Source organism: Streptomyces kebangsaanensis (assembly GCF_001906585.1).
In the GTDB taxonomy this organism is placed as follows: Bacteria; Actinomycetota; Actinomycetes; order Streptomycetales; family Streptomycetaceae; genus Streptomyces; species Streptomyces kebangsaanensis.
The window spans coordinates 15853-17061 of record NZ_JUJA01000091.1; the positions used below are offsets into that span (position 1 = coordinate 15853).

1 protein-coding gene and 1 pseudogene are annotated in these 1209 nt (G+C 72.7%); both read left to right on the forward strand.

The features are described 5' to 3' along the window. Nucleotides 1–211, forward strand: a pseudogene (locus tag RH94_RS43280) (serine/threonine protein kinase); the annotation flags it as partial. A 171-nt stretch (nucleotides 212–382) separates the two neighbouring features. After that, nucleotides 383–1209, forward strand: an 827-nt coding sequence (locus RH94_RS13725) for a serine/threonine-protein kinase (RefSeq protein ID WP_234425747.1), incomplete at its 3' end; no start/stop codon positions are given.

The following is a 1209-nucleotide window of genomic DNA, read 5'->3' on the forward strand; positions in this document are numbered from 1 at the left end:
GCCGCCGCGGCAGCGCAGCGCGAACCCGATGAGGATCCCCGGGCTCGGCTGCCTCAAGGGGTGCCTGTTCACGATCGTCATCCTGTTCGTGGCGGGATGGCTGATCTGGGAGCTGACTCCGCTGCAGGGCTGGATCGGGACCGGCAAGGGCTACTGGCAGCAGCTGAGCGACTGGATCGGGCAGGTCTCCGACTGGGTCGGGAACCTCTGAGCGGCAACTGACGGCGCGTGGGCGGCGGGGGCGCGGGCCGTCCCGCCGTCGCCTCCGCCCCCGTAAGTCTGGGTATTTGTCGACAACCCGCGGATGATTTCCGCCTCCGCGGTGAGGGTCGGCTCGCGGGACGCGTAGCTTTGTCGCCAACACGCGTCTGTAGGAGCAGCCTTGGCACGGAAGATCGGCAGCCGGTACACCGCCCACCAGATCCTGGGGCGGGGCAGCGCCGGCACGGTGTGGCTCGGCGAGGGGCCCGACGGGCCCGTCGCGATCAAGCTGCTGCGCGAGGACCTCGCGTCCGACCAGGAGCTCGTGGGCCGCTTCGTACAGGAGCGGACGGCGCTGCTGGGTCTCGAGCACCCGAACGTGGTCTCCGTACGGGACCTGGTGGTCGACGGCAACGACCTCGCCCTCGTCATGGACCTGGTCCGCGGTACGGACCTGCGCACCCGTCTGGAGCGGGAGCGGCGGCTCGCGCCCGAGGCGGCGGTGGCGATCGTGGCCGACGTCGCGGACGGGCTGGCCGCGGCGCACGCGGCGGGTGTCGTGCACCGGGACGTCAAGCCGGAGAACGTGCTGCTGGACATGCGGGGGCCGCTGGGGCCCGGCGGTGCGCACCCGGCGCTGCTGACGGACTTCGGCGTGGCCAAGCTCATCGACTCGCCGAAGCGGACGCGCGCGACGAAGATCATCGGTACGCCGGACTATCTCGCGCCGGAGATCGTGGAGGGGCTGCCGCCACGGGCCGCCGTGGACATCTACGCGCTGGCCACGGTGCTGTACGAGCTGCTCGCGGGCTTCACGCCGTTCGGCGGGGGGCACCCGGGCGCGGTGCTGCGCCGGCACGTCACGGAGACGGTGGCACCGCTGCCGGGCATCCCGGACGAGCTGTGGCAGCTGGTCGTGCAGTGCCTGGCGAAGGCGCCGGCCTCGCGGCTGCGGGCGTCGGAGCTGGCGGCGCGGCTGCGGGAGCTGCTGCCGATGCTCGCGGGGAT